General features: G+C 28.3%; 14 protein-coding genes and 3 tRNA genes. All 17 read left to right on the top strand.

All coding sequences use genetic code 11. The annotated features are described in order from the left end of the window. Positions 1-83: 83 nt before the first annotated feature. The 17 genes from L1S49_RS16255 (at position 84) to L1S49_RS16175 (ending at position 15,760) form a co-directional block, all read left to right on the top strand. Positions 84-160, top strand: a tRNA-Ile gene (locus L1S49_RS16255). A gap of 6 nt (positions 161-166) precedes the next feature. After that, positions 167-242: transfer RNA gene (locus tag L1S49_RS16250), tRNA-Ala, on the top strand. A 69-nt stretch (positions 243-311) separates the two neighbouring features. After that, complete coding sequence (locus L1S49_RS16245) at positions 312-848, top strand: HD domain-containing protein (RefSeq protein WP_073021840.1); 537 nt, start codon at positions 312-314, stop codon at positions 846-848. A gap of 21 nt (positions 849-869) precedes the next feature. Then, on the top strand, positions 870-1,382 hold the full coding sequence (locus L1S49_RS16240) for a transcription repressor NadR (RefSeq protein ID WP_073021838.1): 513 nt from the start codon (positions 870-872) through the stop codon (positions 1,380-1,382). Positions 1,383-1,395: 13 nt separating this feature from the next. Further along, positions 1,396-4,050 carry a UPF0182 family protein gene (locus L1S49_RS16235; RefSeq protein WP_238906407.1) on the top strand — a complete coding sequence of 885 codons (2,655 nt, stop codon included), beginning with the start codon at positions 1,396-1,398 and terminating at the stop codon, positions 4,048-4,050. Between the two features lie 32 nt (positions 4,051-4,082). Continuing rightward, positions 4,083-5,480, top strand: a complete 1,398-nt coding sequence (locus tag L1S49_RS16230) for an FAD-dependent oxidoreductase (RefSeq protein ID WP_073021834.1) — start codon at positions 4,083-4,085, stop codon at positions 5,478-5,480. Between the two features lie 2 nt (positions 5,481-5,482). Continuing rightward, positions 5,483-5,716, top strand: a complete 234-nt coding sequence (locus L1S49_RS16225) for a DUF1667 domain-containing protein (RefSeq protein WP_238906405.1) — start codon at positions 5,483-5,485, stop codon at positions 5,714-5,716. A 243-nt stretch (positions 5,717-5,959) separates the two neighbouring features. Continuing rightward, complete coding sequence (locus L1S49_RS16220; RefSeq protein WP_238906403.1) at positions 5,960-7,546, top strand: alpha-glucoside-specific PTS transporter subunit IIBC; 1,587 nt, start codon at positions 5,960-5,962, stop codon at positions 7,544-7,546. Positions 7,547-7,565: 19 nt separating this feature from the next. After that, the gene (locus L1S49_RS16215) at positions 7,566-8,891 is read left to right on the top strand and encodes a 6-phospho-alpha-glucosidase (protein WP_238906401.1); all 1,326 of its coding nucleotides are present in this window, start codon (positions 7,566-7,568) and stop codon (positions 8,889-8,891) included. Positions 8,892-8,955: 64 nt separating this feature from the next. Continuing rightward, positions 8,956-9,429 (top strand): PTS glucose transporter subunit IIA, encoded by a 474-nt coding sequence (locus tag L1S49_RS16210; protein ID WP_238906399.1) that lies wholly within the window; start codon positions 8,956-8,958, stop codon positions 9,427-9,429. Between the two features lie 91 nt (positions 9,430-9,520). Next, positions 9,521-10,315 carry a MurR/RpiR family transcriptional regulator gene (locus L1S49_RS16205; RefSeq protein ID WP_238906397.1) on the top strand — a complete coding sequence of 265 codons (795 nt, stop codon included), beginning with the start codon at positions 9,521-9,523 and terminating at the stop codon, positions 10,313-10,315. A gap of 119 nt (positions 10,316-10,434) precedes the next feature. After that, positions 10,435-10,525 (top strand) — tRNA-Ser (locus tag L1S49_RS16200). A gap of 121 nt (positions 10,526-10,646) precedes the next feature. Beyond that, on the top strand, positions 10,647-11,819 hold the full coding sequence (locus L1S49_RS16195) for a sensor histidine kinase (protein ID WP_238906395.1): 1,173 nt from the start codon (positions 10,647-10,649) through the stop codon (positions 11,817-11,819). Next, entirely contained in the window at positions 11,819-12,475 is a 657-nt protein-coding gene (locus L1S49_RS16190; RefSeq protein ID WP_238906393.1) for a response regulator transcription factor, read from the top strand. Before L1S49_RS16195 ends, L1S49_RS16190 begins: the two co-directional genes overlap by 1 nt. 94 nt (positions 12,476-12,569) lie before the next feature. Then, complete coding sequence (locus L1S49_RS16185; protein WP_238906392.1) at positions 12,570-13,508, top strand: ABC transporter ATP-binding protein; 939 nt, start codon at positions 12,570-12,572, stop codon at positions 13,506-13,508. Between the two features lie 11 nt (positions 13,509-13,519). After that, positions 13,520-14,665: an ABC transporter permease gene (locus L1S49_RS16180; protein ID WP_238906390.1), complete on the top strand. Its 1,146-nt coding sequence runs from the start codon at positions 13,520-13,522 to the stop codon at positions 14,663-14,665. A gap of 3 nt (positions 14,666-14,668) precedes the next feature. After that, positions 14,669-15,760 (top strand): ABC transporter permease, encoded by a 1,092-nt coding sequence (locus L1S49_RS16175; RefSeq protein ID WP_238906388.1) that lies wholly within the window; start codon positions 14,669-14,671, stop codon positions 15,758-15,760. Positions 15,761-15,850 lie beyond the last annotated feature (90 nt).

Genomic DNA, 15,850 nt, shown 5'->3' with positions numbered 1-15,850 from the left:
GAACAGGATCGTTAAGCTTTATTACGCCGATGGTACTGCATGGGAGACTGTGTGGGAGAGTAGGAAGTCGCCAGTTTACATGAGGATCTTTAGCTCAGTTGGTTAGAGCAACCGGCTCATAACCGGTAGGTCCGGGGTTCGAGTCCCTGAAGGTCCACCATTTTTTGGGGGTATAGCTCAGCTGGGAGAGCACCTGCCTTGCACGCAGGGGGTCAAGAGTTCGAATCTCTTTATCTCCACCAATGAAAAGCTATGAACAATTGTTCATAGCTTTTTTTTGTAATATAAAGGTTAAGGAGGATTGTTTAGAGATGCTATATAGAATAAAACAATTTATATGGGCAGTTGAATCTTTATATAAATCATTAGATGATAAGTACATAAAAAAGTATTTAGATGAAGATGAGATACAACTATTCTCTCTTTTAAAGAAAACGGATAAACATCATTGTGTTAGAGTATCAAAGGATATTCTAAAGCATATAGAGAATTTAAATAATATACCAGAAGTAAATGACGAAGTTTCTGTAGATATTGATGTTGATAAAGATAGAATATTAAAGTTAGCGCTACTTCATGATATAGGAAAAATAAAAAGACCTCTTAATGTAATTGAAAAATCTGTAATTGTTATATTTGATAAAATAACTAAAGGAAAAATAAAAAAGTATGATAATATAAAAAGTATAGATATATATTATAATCATCCTAAAATAGGATCAGACATATTGAGGAAAAGTTCAAAATATGATGATGAGTTTTTAGAGATAATAGAGAACCATCACATAAAAAAAGATACTTCTAATAAGTTACTAGAGATAGTACAATATTATGATAATAAAAATTAGTATTTAATATGGGGTGAATTTATGAACAGTTTAATTAGGAGAAAAGAGATTATAAGTCATATAGCTAAAATACATAGGCCAATTAAAGGTGTAGAATTGGCTAATATTTTTGGCGTAACTAGACAGGTTATAGTTAAAGACATAGCTATTATAAGAGCAGCAGGCGTTAATATAATAGCTACTCCTGAAGGTTATATGATAACAAAAGAAGAATCAAGATATAAGAAAGTTTTAGCTTTAGCTCATAAAGAAGAAGAAATGGTAAGTGAACTAGAGATAGTTATAAAGTTTGGTGGAATAATTGAAGATGTTATAATAGAACATCCTATATATGGCGAAATAAAAGCAAATTTAATGATCAGAAATTTGAATGATTTAGATAATTTTATAGATTTATATAAAAAGAATAAAGCTAGACCCTTATCAGCATTGACTGAAGGGATTCATCTTCATACCATATCTACTGATAATGAAAAAGATATGCAACTAATAATAGAAAACCTAGAAAAGGCTGGATATATATTAAAAGATTAGCGGGGGTAAGGAGATGAAGAAAAAACAGTTTTTGATACTAATAGGGATTTTGTTTATGATATTAGCCTTAATAATATCGTCAACAAAGATTATTATAGATATTGAATGGTTTCAAGAAGTAGGTTATATAAAGGTGTATCTTACAAAAATGCTAGCAGTATTAAAGCTTATGGGACCCTTATTCCTATCATGTTTTGTATTAATATATCTATTGAGCAAAAGTATATTAATAAGCATAGAGAAAGAATTTAAATCTGAGAGTTTATTTAAATTGAGAAAAGCTGTATTAGTTTTTAATATAATAATCTCCTTTATTATATCTATAAATGCTTCTATGAAATATTGGTATAATATATTATTATTTACGAATTCAAATCTTTTTAATTATAAAGATCCTATCTTTAATATAGATGCATCTTTTTATATATTTAAATTACCATTAATAGATATAATTTATAATTTTTTTAAAGATATTTTATTTATTGCTTTAATCATAACAATAGGGATTTATGTATTTATTAGTTTAAAGAAATATGCTATAAATAAAAATTATATGAAATTTAGTCAGCATTTAAAAGAATTTAAAGAAATATTAGGTAAACAAGCAGCTACTTTAGTATCTATGCTTATATTTCTTATAGGGATAGGATATATATTGAAAAGTTTCTATATATTATATAGTAATAATGGAGGATCATTTGGTGCTAGTTTTACAGATATAAATATAACACTAAATTTTTATAAAGTAATAATAATAGTTTCAATAATATCATCAATTATCGCATTTATTATGCTAAGAAGAAATAAATTTAAGCCACTGATATTTTTTACAGGAATAATATTGTTTTTAATAATAATACAGCCACTAATATATAATATTGTGTATAAATTCTTTGTAAAACCTAATGAAATAGAATATGAAAGCCCTTATATATCTTATAACATAGATGCAACCAATGAAGGGTTTAATATAAATAATATAGAAGAAAAAGATTTTGATCCAGGAATGGATTTAAACAGTACTAAAATAAAAAATAATAAACAAATAATATCAAATCTTAAAGTAAACTCTCCAGGACCAGTTTTAAACTTTTATAATCAAGTACAAGAAATAAGAAGTTATTATAAATTTTTAGATATAGATACAGATCGCTATATTATAGATGGCAAATACACACAAGTATTTTTGGCACCAAGAGAGATAGAAACATCAGCCATAGATAATTGGCAGAGTAATCACATGGTATATACACATGGGTATGGAGTGGTTATGAGTAAAGTAAATAAGGTTACAGATGAGGGGCAGCCAGATTTTTTGATGAAAAATTTGCCCACTGAAAATCTTACTAATATATATTTGAAAAATCCTAGAATCTATTTTGGTGAAGTTACAAATGATTATGCAATAGTAAATACCTCAAGTGGTGAATTAGATTACCCTAAAGAAAATGGAGATACAAACTATAAGTATGATGATAAAGGTGGCATAAAATTAAGCCTATTTAATAGAATATTATTTAGTTTAAGAGAGCAAAATTTTAAAATTTTATTCTCTGGAAATATTACAAACGAAAGCAAGATTTTAATTAATAGAAATATATTAGAGAGAGTAAAAAAGATAGCTCCTTTTTTAGAATATGATGAAGATCCTTATATGGTAATAAATGAAGGCAAGTTATATTGGGTTATTGATGGATATACAACTGCTAATAAATTTCCTTACTCTCAGCCATATGGAGGAATAAATTATATTAGAAATTCATTTAAAGTTGTTATAGATGCTTCATCAGGAGAAACTAATTATTATATTGTAGATGAAAAAGATCCTATAGTTTTAGGATATTCTAAAATATTTAGAGGATTATTTAAAAATAAAGAAGAAATTCCTTCAGGATTACAAAGTCATTTTAAATATCCTAAGAAGATATTTGATATTCAAAGCAACGTGTTATCAACCTATCATATAAAAGACCCTAAAGAGTTTTTTACTTTAGAAGATGTATGGGAAGTTTCTAGTAATAGCTCGGATGCTAAAGAAAGCTTAAATAATAATGAAGGTTTATATCTTGTGACACAATTGCCTGGAGAGAAAAATGAAGAAATGGTATTATTCAATTACTTTAATATGAAAAGTAAGAAGAATATGATTTCTATGTTAGGTGCAAGAATGGATGGAGAAAATTATGGAAAATTAGTATTGTTTAAATTTTCACCTGAAAAAACTATCTATGGACCATACTTATTTAGAAATCAGATACTACAAGATCCATATATTTCTCAGGAGATTTCTTTATGGGAAGGTAAAGGCTCTAAAGTTGAATATGGTGAGACTGTAATATTACCTATAGAAAATTCACTTATATATATGCTTCCAATTTATCTTAAGGCAGATGTAGAAAAAACTATACCAGAAATGAAGAGAATTATTTTATCAGATGGTAAAAAAATAGTTATGGAAGAAAATTTAAATAAAGCATTAGAAAGCTTGTTTAATTATAAAGAAAAAATAATAAATGAAAATACTATAAATGAAGAACAAAGAGAAACTAGTATAGAGATTCAAGATTTATATAATAAAGCAATTGAATCGCAAACAAAAGGAAATTGGGCTGAATACGGAGAATATATAAAGAAGCTAGGAGAAGCCATAGAAAAGTTAAATAAGTAATAAACAAAAAGGGAAAAGTTGAGGTTAGATTTATGGATTACGACATACTTATATTAGGTGGTGGTGTAATAGGATGCGCCGCTGCCTATGAGTTATCTAAATATAACTTAAATATAGCTCTAATAGAAAGGGATTATGATATAGCTGATGATCTATCATCAGTTCATACAGCTATAGTTTATGACGGATCAGAGGCGTCTAATAATCTTATGTCATCATTAGAATACATGGGGAATGAATTAATTGAAGAAATAGCATTAAAATTTGATGTTCCTTTCAAAAGAATAGGATCTATGAGAATAGCTCAAACAGATAAGTCAGTAGAAAAATTAAATAAGATATATGATAGGGCAATAAAAAGAGGAATAAAGGATATACATTTAATAGAAGAGGAACATGCAAAAGAATTAAACGGTAATTTGAAGGTTCCTATAAAAAAAGCATTATATTCTCAAAATACAGCAATAATAAGTCCTTATGACTTAGCATTAGCTTACGCTGAAGTAGCTGCTGATAATGGTGTTTTTTTTAGGTTAGAAGAAACAGTACTAAATATCCAAAAAGCAGCTAAAGGGTTTAGAGTAACCACAAATAAAAATAAATTTAATTGTAGAGTAGTTATTAATACAATACCTAGTGAACAATATGATTTAAATTATAATACTAATGCTGAAGAAAAAAGAAAAGATAAGAAATTGTATTACCTCTTATTAGATCATGATTTTAAGGATACTGTTAATAGTTTAGTGATAAATGAGTTAGATACTAATGGCTTTATATTTCAAACACCTACATTTTCATCAGGAACACTTATAGCAGTCAAAAGTGATGTTACTTTAAATTTAGATGAAATAATAAAAACATCAAATACTATATTACCTAATTTATCAAAAAAAGATGTGAATCATATGTTTTCTGATGAATTTAATGTAGATTCAATGCTTATAGATGAAAGTGAAATATCTAAAGGATATATAAGTGTTACAGGAAATCATTATGGTGAAGTTACTATAGCTCCAGCTTTATCTCAGATGTTATGTGAGACTATAGTAAATAATCTAAAATGTTCTTTAAAGAAAAATTTTGTAGATAAAAGAAGAGATTATTATAGATTTAAAGATTTATCAAACAAAGAACGCAATGAAATAATAAAGCTAGAACCTAGATACGGGAAGATAATTTGTTTATGTAATATGATTTCTGAAGGTGAAATAGTTGATTCTATTAGAAGACCTTTAGGTGCAAGGACAGTAGAGGGTGTTAAGAGAAGAACAGGAGCTACATTTGGTAATTGCCATGGTTCATATTGTATAAATAAAGTAATTGATATACTTTCTAAAGAATTAAATAAAAAATCAACAGACATAGTTAAGGATTCCAAGGGTTCGAGGGTTTTAGCAGCTAGGATTAAAGAGTTTGATGGGGTGTAAATATGGGAAGAAAAGATATATTTACAAGTGTGGTAAGAACTAAAGGTAGTAATAAATATAAGGTTATACCAGTTAAAAGTACAGAAGAGATAGATGTAGATCTTTGGAAAGAATTTTCTAAAGTATTAAGTAGACTTTATATAAGTACTCCAATAAAAATAGGCGATAGTATCTGCTCAAATATATTAAATACTGGAATAGACATTATCTGTACTAGAAATATAAATAAAGATTAAAATAATATACAAAAAACATTCAAATGAAACTTTAGTTTAATCATTTGAGTGTTTTTTATTTATAAGTAAAACAAAAAGAGTTAAATAAAGGGTTTACAGAGGGTGGGAAAAGTTTCGCTTTTTGGGAAATTGGACACTATAGGACTTTAGTACCATAAGAGGCAAATTCTATTGAAAACGATATTATAAGATGATATAACTTTAATTGTAAAAGTTATCAAAAAATTAAGGGAGGTAATTAAAATGATGCAAAAAATTCAACGCTTTGGTGCAGCGATGTTTGTTCCGGTATTATTCTTTGCTTTTTATGGTGTGACAGTTGGATTATCAATATTATTTCTAAATACAGAGATTGTTGGCTCTATAGCTAATGAAGGAACTGTATGGTATAACATATGGTATGTTATTCAGCAAGGTGCATGGACAGTATTTAATCAACTACCATTATTATTCGTAGTAGGTCTACCAATTGCACTATCTAAGAAAGCGCAAGCTCGTGCATGTTTAGAATCTTTAGTTATATACTTAACTTTCAATTACTTTATTAATGCAATACTTACTATTTCAGGTTCAACTTTCGGAGTGAATTTCGACGCTGCACCAGGAGTTACAGATGGTGTTTCAAGTGGACTAGCTTTAATAGCAGGAATTAAAACTCTAGATACTGGTATGATAGGAGCAATACTAATTGCAGGTATAACTGTATATCTACATGGTAAATTTTTTGAAAAGAAATTACCAGATTTCCTGGGTATATTTCAAGGTTCCGTTTTTGTAGCCCTTATAGGATTTTTCCTTATGATTCCAATTGCATTATTAATGTGTTTTATCTGGCCTAAGGTTCAATTAGGAATAGGATCACTTCAAGGATTTTTAGCTTCATCAGGGGTAATTGGAGTATGGATATATACATTCTTAGAACGTATATTAATTCCAACAGGATTGCATCACTTTATATATGGACCATTCATATTTGGACCAGCAGTTGTAGAAAATGGTATAGCGGCTTATTGGCCACAACATTTTGCAGATTTTGCAACATCAGCTCAATCATTAAAAGAATTATTTCCTGCAGGAGGCTTTGCACTTCATGGGTCTTCTAAAATATTTGGATGCACAGGTATAGCATTAGCTATTTATGCAACAGCTAAACCTGAGAAGAAAAAAGTAGTGGCTGGATTATTAATACCAGCAACATTAACAGCTATTGTAGCAGGTATAACAGAACCACTTGAATTTACTTTCTTATTTATAGCACCTGTATTATTTGGTGTACATGCTGTGTTAGCAGCAAGTTTAGCAGCAGTTTCTTATGCATTTGGTGTATCTGGTAACTTTGGAGGAGGATTAATTGAATGGGCATCATTAAATTGGCTACCTTTTTTCAAATATCATTCAGGTACCTATATAACACAAATAGTAATAGGGTTATGCTTTACAGCTATATATTTCTTTGTATTTAGATTCCTTATTCTAAAATTTAATTTCTTGACGCCAGGTCGTGAAGAGGATGATAAAGAGGCTAAGTTATATACTAAATCAGATTATAAAGAAAAGAAATCTAATAGCAGTAATGATATGAAGGCAGCTAGCTTCTTAGAAGCACTTGGAGGAAGTGAAAATATTCAAGATGTAACTAATTGTGCTACAAGACTTCGTGTAACAGTAAAAGATGAAACAAAATTAGCAGCTGATGGGGTGTTTAAAGCAGCTGGAGCTCATGGAGTAGTTAGAAATGGTAAAGCAATTCAAGTTATTGTTGGTTTATCAGTACCTCAAGTAAGAGAAGAATTTGAGGCACTAGTATCTAACAATACATTAAATATATAAAATTCAAGGAGGAAAAATTATGAAGAAATTTTCAGTTGTAGTCGCAGGAGGAGGAAGTACTTTTACTCCAGGAATAGTATTAATGTTATTGGATAATTTAGATAAATTTCCAATAAGAAAGCTTAAATTTTATGACAATGATGGAGAAAGGCAAGCAACCATAGCAGGAGCTTGTGAAATAGTATTAAAAGAAAATGCACCAGAAATAGAATTCTTAGCAACTACAGATCCAGAAGAAGCCTTTACAGATGTAGATTTTGTTATGGCTCATATAAGAGTCGGTAAATATGCAATGCGTGAACTAGATGAAAAAATTCCATTAAAGCACGGAGTTGTAGGACAAGAAACCTGCGGACCAGGAGGTCTGGCTTATGGTATGAGATCCATAGGAGGGGTACTTGAAATACTTGATTATATGGAAAAGTATTCTCCTAATGCGTGGATGTTAAATTATTCAAATCCAGCAGCAATAGTAGCAGAGGCGACTCGTAGATTAAGACCAACTTCAAAAATACTAAATATTTGTGATATGCCAATAGGAATAGAAACAAGAATGGCTGAAATATTAGGACTTGAATCCAGAAAAGAAATGTCAGTAAGATATTATGGACTTAATCACTTTGGCTGGTGGTCAGATATTCGCGATAAAGAAGGCAATGATTTAATGCCAAGGCTTAAGGAACATGTAGCTAAATATGGATATGTAGCAGCAAAAGGAGATAATCAACATACTGATGCAAGCTGGAATGATACATTTGCCAAAGCTAAGGATGTATATGCAGTAGATCCAAGCACATTACCTAATACCTATTTAAAATACTATCTATTCCCTGATTATGTAGTTGAGCATTCAGATAAGGAATATACAAGAGCAAATGAGGTTATGGACGGACGTGAAAAATTCGTATTTGGTGAATGTAAAAAAGTTATAAAAAATCAATCAACAGCAGGTTGTGCTATGGAAATTGATGAACATGCTTCTTATATAGTTGATTTAGCTAGAGCCATAGCATATAACACTCATGAAAGAATGTTACTAATAGTTCCTAATGAGGGCTCAATAGAAAACTTTGACCCAACTGGTATGGTTGAGATACCTTGTATAGTAGGTAGTAATGGACCAGAACCGCTTTCAATAGGAAAAATACCACAATTCCAAAAAGGGTTAATGGAGCAGCAGGTGTCTGTAGAGAAGTTAGTAGTTGAGGCTTGGGCTGAAAAATCTTATCAAAAATTATGGCAGGCTATAACACTTTCTAAAACTGTTCCTAGCGCTAAAGTAGCAAAAGAAATACTAGATGACTTAATTGAAGCAAATAAAGATTACTGGCCAGTATTAAAATAAGGACAAAATTTAAAGGAATAGGGAAGAACTTCCTTATTCCTTTTGTATATTAGGGAGGAATAATATGTTTGGATTTAGAAAAAAAGAGGTAGTAATATATTCACCAGCTAAAGGTAAAATAGTTAATTTAGAAAATGTTCCTGATGAAATGTTTTCGAAAAAAATGTTGGGGGATGGAGCTGCTATAGAAATAGATGATGATATTATACATGCACCACAAGATGGAGTGATTAGAGCCTTATTCCCAACGAAACATGCTTTTGTACTGGAAACTAAAGAAAGAATACAAATATTAGTTCATATAGGCTTAGATACAGTAAGTTTGGAAGGAAAAGGCTTTGAGGCTATTGTAGACATTGATAGTAAGGTTAAGGCTGGAGATCCAATAATCAAGGTTGATAGAAGCTTAATAAAATCAAAGGGATTTAATTTAATTACTATGGTGATAATTACTAATATAGAAAAAGTAAAAGATATAGATGTATTTTTAGATAGAGATGGAGATATAGGAGTAGAGATGATAGCGTGTAAAATATAGGTATTTAAAAAATATCCCTAAAACTTTATAATATTAAGAGATAAACTTAATAAATAATAGCATTAAATAAGGTAGCTTTAGGGGGAAAAATATGAAGTTTGAAGAAGTAGTAAATGAACATTATGACAATTTAAATGAGAGTGAGTTACACATATTAAGTTATATAATGAACAATAAAGAACAAAGTTCAAATTTAAGTATAAATGATTTAGCTCAAAAATGTAATGTATCAAAGTCTTCTTTATTAAGATTTACCAAGAAATTAGGTTTTAGTGGTTATAGTGAATTTAAGTTTTATATTAAATGGGAGGAAGAAGAGAAAAAATCAAATATAACTGAAAAAAATATAACTGAGTCCTTAATTCAAGACATAGAATTAACATTAAAACATATAAATTTACAACAAATAGATGAAATATGTGAAATTCTATATAAGTCGAGACGTGTTTTTTTATATGGAACAGGATATTCTCAGATGAATGTAGTCAAGGATTTGCAAAGAAATTTTATGTCCATAAATGAGTATTTTTATATAATACATGATAATGAGCAAATAGAGTCTATAGTTGAGGAATTAACTTCAGAGGACGTAGTAATAATAATATCTTTATCAGGTAACTCTAAAATATTATTTCCTATTATGAAAAAATTAAATGCTAAAAATATTAAAGTTGTATCAATGACTAATTTAGAAGCAAACTATTTATCAAGTATGACAGCATATAATCTATATGTAACAGTATCTAGAATAAAAACTCAAATTAGAGATTTAAACACCTTTATTCCATTTTACATAATAGGAGAGGTTTTATGCCGACAATATCTAATATACAAGTTGAAAAAATGTAATAATGACGAGAAGGTTCATCATAATGAAGGATTTTAAAATTATTATATTTTAATAAAATAAAAAATAACTAATAAATATCATCATATAATTATAGTAAAATATAAATTTATGTTGACATAATTATTATTTTTGGTAAAATAGTCTTTGTAAGACTTGGAGAGATGGTCGAGTTGGTTTAAGGCACCGGTCTTGAAAACCGGCGTACGTGTGAGCGTACCGTGGGTTCGAATCCCACTTTCTCCGCCAAAGGAAAAAGGTTAACTAGAGTTCTAGTTAACCTTTTTATTTTATAGAATGTAAAGCATCTAGAAGAATTTCTAGATGCTTTTTTATGATATAATCTTTTTAAGGTTATAAAGGAGGATTTATGTGGAACAAGAAATTATTAACAGTAATTAGATATTCTTTATTGTTTATTATTGTGGCAAGCATAGTAATACATAATAGGGATATCAATAAAATAGATATTATTTTTATCCTTGTATTCATAATAAATAATCAAATAAGATTTTTTTCCTTAGATAAAAACTTTTATAAACTAATATCTTTTATCATTGAATTAGGTATGATTATAGAGTGTTATAAATATATAGGGGGATATCTTTTTGCCTATCTTGTGTTAGTTGCATTAGATAGTAATATACTCTTTAAAAATCCAATAAAAACTATTTTAAATATAGTGCTAACCATAGAGGGCATTATATTATCTTTAGAAGAGCCATTAGATATTCAGATAATGAATATGAGTATAGTTATAGTGCTAATATTAATCTTGTATTTCATAAATGATGAATATAATAAGAAAGTTGAAGCACAAGAGCTATATGATAAGCTTAGAATATCGGAAGATAAGCTTAAAAAGGCTAATAATGATTTAGAGATGTATGCAAGTTCAATTGAGGAAATAACTCTGTTAAGAGAAAGAAATAGATTATCTAGAGAGATACATGATAGTGTAGGGCATGCTCTATCTACAATTATTATACAATTAGGTGCTATTGAGAAAGTAGTAGATAAAAACCCTACTGGAGGAAAACAATTAGCAGCTAATCTTAGAGAATTTACTCAAAAAAGTCTAAATGATGTAAGAAGTGCAGTAAGAGAAATAAAACCTAAAGAATTTGAAAATTATGAAGGAATTATAATCATTGATGAGTTAATAAATAAATTTAAAAAACTTACAGGAGTAGATGTAAGATTATCATTTACAAAGGAAAAGTGGGCATTAAATTCAGATCAAACCTTCGTAATATATAGAATAATACAAGAATTTTTATCTAATTCATTAAGACATGGGAAATCCACTGTAATAAAAATAACAATGGCATTTAACGAATATAGTTTAATAGTGGCATTAAAGGATAATGGAATAGGTAAAGATAAGGTAATTGAAGGGCTAGGTCTACGAAGTATGAGAGAAAGAGTAGAAGAAATAGGTGGTGCATTTGAATACTCTACAAGGCCTAATGAAGGATTTTTAGTAAGAATAGAATTAGATAAAAAGGAAAAATTAAAAATCTATTCACAGGAGGAATTATAGTGAATAAGATAAAACTAATATTAGTAGATGATGAAAAATTGATAAGAGATGGTTTAAAAATCATATTAGAGAGTTATGATGATATCGAAGTAATAGATGTTTGTTCTAATGGAAGAGAAGCTCTAGAGGCATGCAAACTGAATAGTCCAGATGTAGTTTTAATGGATATAAGGATGCCTCAATGTGATGGAGTTACAGGAACTAAACTTATCAAGGAACAGTTTAATAATATAAAGATTCTCATCTTAACGACTTTCAATGATGTAGAATATATTCAAGAAGCATTGAAGTATGGGGCATCCGGATATATACTTAAAGATAGTGATTACGACTTAATATATGAGGGAATAAAGGCATGTATAAAAGGTACAATAGTAATCAATCAAGAAGTTGCTAATAAAATGCTAGGATCAGGACTAAAAACTAATAAAAAGAATTTAGAAGATGTAAAAATCAGATACAATTTAAATTCTAAAGAAATTAATATTATAAAAGAAATAGCAAATGGACTATCTAATAAGGAAATAGGAGAGAGGTTATTTCTATCAGAAGGAACTATTAAGAATAATATAAGTAATATATTATCAAAATTATCGTTAAGAGATAGAACACAATTGACTATATTTGCATTTAAAAATGATATAGCAGATGAATAGTGACTTAAGTAACTGATTATAGTTACTTAGGATAATAGTAAATCCCCTTTTAGTATTTTAAAATATTATTAAAGTACTAAAGGGGGATTTTTTTATGAATTATATAGAAGTTAAAAATATTACAAAAAGATTTGATGATAAGTTGGTTTTAGATAATATATCCTTTAATATCGAAGAAGGAGATATATTTGGTTTAATAGGACCTAATGGAGCAGGAAAATCTACATTAATAAATATAATTACTGGATTATTAAAAAGTAATGGTGGAGAAGTAAATATAGGTGGATATTCTATAGAGAAGCAACCACTAGATGCTAAGGGGCTAATAGGACTTGTACCTCAGGAGCTAGCTCTTATGGAAGAATTAACTGCCTATGATAACTTAGAATACTTTGGTGCCTTTTATGGGTTGGGTGGAAAGCTACTAAAGGAAAGAATTGAAGAAGCTTTAGTGGTGACTGGATTAGTAGATAAGAGGAAGGAAAAAGTCAAAAAATTCTCAGGAGGAATGAAAAGAAGATTAAATCTAGCTGTAGCTATAATGCATAAACCAAAAGTATTAATTATGGACGAACCTACAGTAGGAGTTGATCCTCAATCAAGAAATTATATATTTGAGTTCATAAAAAGAATCAATAAAGAAAATAAAACAACAGTAATTTACACATCTCACTATATGGAAGAAGTAGAAAACCTGTGTAACAGCATATTTATAATAGATTTAGGGAAAGAAATAGCATCTGGATCAAAATCTGTCATAAAGGCTATGTCTAGTGAAAATGGAACAATAAAATTAAAAATAGATGATTATAACGAGGAGTTTATAGTTAAAATAAAGGAATTAAAAGGGGTAAAAGATTGTTTTAGAGAAGAAGATAATATAAAAATATTAGTTAGAGAATTAGTTTTTAAAATAGAAGATTTATTGAATTTAGTAAGCAAAGAAGGAAAGAAAATAAAGTATTTAAATATAGAAGAAGCATCTTTAGAAGAGGTCTTTCTAGCACTTACTGGCAAGAAATTAAGGGATTAGGAGGGCTAAAAATGAAAGTAAAAGCTACTATAAAAGTTACTGTTAAAGCGTTACTGGCACAATGGAAGCAAGTATTACTAATGTATGCAGCATTTCCATTACTGTTAATAGGGGTAATGGGGTATTTTCAAAGAGACTTATACAAGCCTGAGACAAAAATAGATGCGATAAATATTTCTATAGTAGATGAAGATAAAAGCGATGTATCTAAAAATTTTATAAGTTTACTAAGTTCTGATGAATTGAAAAATCTGTTTAATATATCTGACAATGGAGATTATATAATTAATATTCCTAAAAATTATGAAAAAGATTTACTCCAGCTTAAAGATACTACAATTACTATAGATGAAAAAAATAGAGTATCAAGACAAAATGAAGTAATAATAAAGTCATTAATAGAGCAATATGGAAAAAGCTTAACGGAATCTTTAATAGTAAATAATAATATGGATTTAAGAGATAATGAAGAAATAATAAATAAAATAACAGCAACATTAAAATCAATAAATGAAACAACTTCTATAAAAAGCAATAAAATAGAAGCTGAAAGAGTTCTTACATCCTTTGAGAACCAATCTGCATCTATGATGACTTTTATGCTTTTTACTATAATTATGGGCTGTGTTGCAGGATATCATCTAGATAAAGAAAATGGAAGTTTTAAACGATTGATGTCTACAGCAATAACTAAACAAACATTTTTTAAACTTGATTTATTAATATTTTTTATGTCTAGCTTTGTATATGGAAGTATATATGTTATAGTTTCTAGAATTGCAGGGTTTGCATTTAAAGGAGTATCTTTGATTAATATAATAGTTTTATTATCAGTACAAAGCATACTTATAACTGCACTGTCAGGATTGATAATTGCATTTTTAAGCAAAAAGGTCTCACAGATAGTAATAATTCTGTTTATGTATTTTCAAATTATATTTGGTGGAGGATTTATACCGCTAAAGGAAATATCTAATAAAGTATTTTTAACTATAGCTAAGTTCTCACCTGGGGATATAATTACAGATGCATATAGAAAATGTATGCTGTTTAATTCTATTAAGGATATCTCTACTGAATTAATATTGATGTTAGCAATATCAATAGCTGCATATTTAATAAGTATAACTAAAGTAAGACTTAGATGGGAGGAATAGTGGATGAAATTTATTAGAATGGTATTAGTAAATTGTAAAAAATACATCAGGGATTATGCCAATATAGTAATGATGTTTGTAGTTCCCATAGTCTGTGTAGGAATGGTAAATGTGTTAGCTGGCAAAGGTAGTAGTGGATTAGATATAAAGGCAGCTATAGTAAATTTAGATAAAGGTGATTTAGGGAATAAGCTAATAGAAGATTTAGATGTAAATAGCATATATTCTGATAAGGATAAGGCTCTAGAAGATTTAAAAAAATATGAATCTATAGCTGTGTATGAAATTCCAGAGAATTTCACTGAAAATATAAATAAAGGAATTAAGCCTATAGTTAATTCTTATAAGATCGAAGAGGGAAATAGTACTTTAATATTTGAATCTAAGCTTGAGAAAGATATAAATAATCTAATGAAGATAAAATTGTTTAAAGATAATAATGTAATAAATGAGGAAAGTGAATTAGATAAGAATATAGTAAATGTAGAATATAATATGCACAAAGGGTTGTTATCAACTGAGTCATTTATGCCTATAGTTTTAATAATATTCTTTTTAGTAACATTTTCTGCAAATATAACTGTTGACTTATTAAGACTTAGAAAACAGAGAATATTAGAAAGATTTTTAACTACAAATAATAGAGGATATGAAATAATGGGAAGTATTTATATTTCTATGTGGTTAGTGCAGATAATTTTCTATACAGCTTCATTTGTAGTTCTTAATACTATATTTAAATATAATTTTGAGAATTTTGGGATACTGCTTTTAAATATTTCATTGATGAGTTTGGTATCTATAAGTTTAGGTATAATGATTAGTAGATTGTTTAAAAATGAAGGTGTGGCAAGCTTGGTAGTTTATTTGACATCACTACTAATGTTCTTTGTATATATTAATACTATAGAGTCAGGTGGAAAGTCAGAAGGAATTATGGCGACATTAGCTAAGTTCACACCATTTTATTGGTCATTAAGAAGTATAGAAAAATCTGTATTGTTTCCAAATGTGTTTATTTTATTATTGTTTGCATTAATATTCTTTAGTGCAGGAAGTATTAAATATTCAAATTTTGCTAAAAAAATTAATTAATTAAGAGGGTGACTAATATTTTTAAATTAGTCATCCTTAAATTTCTATTAAAAAAATGTTGACATTACATAAGCTCGTTGATATAATACT

It is taken from the genome of Clostridium sp. YIM B02506 (assembly GCF_022324845.1).
Lineage (GTDB): Bacteria > Bacillota > Clostridia > Clostridiales > Clostridiaceae > Clostridium_T > Clostridium_T intestinale.
This window is presented reverse-complemented; position numbering and strand designations above follow the sequence as displayed.

What these genes read in the sequence shown, in the direction of transcription:
- L1S49_RS16180 (WP_238906390.1), top strand. Translation starts at nt 13,520, where the DNA reads ATGAAAGTAAAAGCTACTATAAAAGTTACTGTTAAAGCGTTACTGGCA.
- L1S49_RS16175 (WP_238906388.1), top strand. Translation starts at nt 14,669, where the DNA reads ATGAAATTTATTAGAATGGTATTAGTAAATTGTAAAAAATACATCAGG.
- L1S49_RS16195 (WP_238906395.1), top strand. Translation starts at nt 10,647, where the DNA reads ATGTGGAACAAGAAATTATTAACAGTAATTAGATATTCTTTATTGTTT.
- L1S49_RS16210 (WP_238906399.1), top strand. Translation starts at nt 8,956, where the DNA reads ATGTTTGGATTTAGAAAAAAAGAGGTAGTAATATATTCACCAGCTAAA.
- L1S49_RS16220 (WP_238906403.1), top strand. Translation starts at nt 5,960, where the DNA reads ATGATGCAAAAAATTCAACGCTTTGGTGCAGCGATGTTTGTTCCGGTA.
- L1S49_RS16185 (WP_238906392.1), top strand. Translation starts at nt 12,570, where the DNA reads ATGAATTATATAGAAGTTAAAAATATTACAAAAAGATTTGATGATAAG.
- L1S49_RS16225 (WP_238906405.1), top strand. Translation starts at nt 5,483, where the DNA reads ATGGGAAGAAAAGATATATTTACAAGTGTGGTAAGAACTAAAGGTAGT.
- L1S49_RS16215 (WP_238906401.1), top strand. Translation starts at nt 7,566, where the DNA reads ATGAAGAAATTTTCAGTTGTAGTCGCAGGAGGAGGAAGTACTTTTACT.
- L1S49_RS16230 (WP_073021834.1), top strand. Translation starts at nt 4,083, where the DNA reads ATGGATTACGACATACTTATATTAGGTGGTGGTGTAATAGGATGCGCC.
- L1S49_RS16240 (WP_073021838.1), top strand. Translation starts at nt 870, where the DNA reads ATGAACAGTTTAATTAGGAGAAAAGAGATTATAAGTCATATAGCTAAA.
- L1S49_RS16245 (WP_073021840.1), top strand. Translation starts at nt 312, where the DNA reads ATGCTATATAGAATAAAACAATTTATATGGGCAGTTGAATCTTTATAT.
- L1S49_RS16235 (WP_238906407.1), top strand. Translation starts at nt 1,396, where the DNA reads ATGAAGAAAAAACAGTTTTTGATACTAATAGGGATTTTGTTTATGATA.
- L1S49_RS16205 (WP_238906397.1), top strand. Translation starts at nt 9,521, where the DNA reads ATGAAGTTTGAAGAAGTAGTAAATGAACATTATGACAATTTAAATGAG.